Origin of the sequence: Parabacteroides distasonis (genome assembly GCF_004793765.1) — a bacterium.
GTDB classification, from domain to species: Bacteria; Bacteroidota; Bacteroidia; order Bacteroidales; family Tannerellaceae; genus Parabacteroides; species Parabacteroides distasonis_A.
The window spans coordinates 1-946 of record NZ_SRYM01000135.1 but is presented as its reverse complement, the minus strand read 5'-3'; the positions used below and the strand labels follow the sequence as shown (position 1 = coordinate 946).

Genomic DNA, 946 nt, shown 5'->3' with positions numbered 1-946 from the left:
AGGAGGTGTCAAGAGTATAGTGTTGCCAGTCGGAACATGAAGAATTTGATGTCTCCTACTCCGCGGAACTGAGATCTAAAGGCTTTGATTTTGGCATTGAAGGATTCTGCCGAGGCATTGGTGAGCCTCCGTTCGAAATAGTTGATTATTGTGGTGTTGTGGTTCTCGAAAGTCTCCAGGACCTTGTTGAATTCATTATTTCCGAAAGCTTCCACTTCGTTGTACCATCTGGCGAGGTTCAGTCTGGCGACTCCGGCAGAAGTTTTCTCGTTGAATATGTCCACGAGCTTCAGGAACAGTCCGTATGCCTTTTCCAGGTCGGGGAACTTCCCGAACAATATCCGTGCGCGTATTTTCTGCTGTTCATTCCATTTTGATTTGTGTTTGAGTATGATATGCCGGCTGCGAGCCATGACCTGCGGTATGGTCTCGCCGTTCTCCATCCTCTCTGGCTCCCAGTCTCCGATTAGTTCGCGTTCTTCTTTTGACGTTGCTTCCTTTCGCCTCTGCCGATGCTCCCTGACCGCCTTGTTCTCGGCATCGAGGACTTCCCAACGGTGTCGTATCCTCAGTTGGTCAACGGCTTCGGAAATAAGCTGCTGGACATGGAACCGGTCATTGACAAGCGATGCGCCAGGAAACACGTTTCTGACAGTAAGCATCATGGCAGAAGAAAGGTCTGTCGTGACGGTTTTTACCTTAAGACGCTGTTTCAACGGGACTTTTCTCAGTATTGCCGACACTGTGTCGCTTGCCACGCCGCGAACCATCGCTGCCAGACTCCCTTTGCCGCCATGCGCGGCTTTGTTGGTCAGTATGGTGTAGACATCGCCATTACTCAGACAGGTCTCGTCAAGACTCATGTCCTCCCCGAAATTTTCAGGATACAGTATGTATTCATCGGCATGGTCAAGCTGGGTCCATAGCCGATAGTCGCTGATTACTT

Annotated in this window: 1 protein-coding gene; it reads right to left on the bottom strand. The window is 50.1% G+C overall.

Annotation, left to right across the window (positions count from 1 at the left end; translation table 11 throughout):
• Positions 1 to 8: 8 nt before the first annotated feature.
• On the bottom strand, positions 9 to 941 hold the full coding sequence (locus tag E5342_RS19050) for an ISAon1 family transposase (protein WP_246867179.1): 933 nt from the start codon (positions 939 to 941) through the stop codon (positions 9 to 11).
• Between the last annotated feature and the right edge of the window lie 5 nt (positions 942 to 946).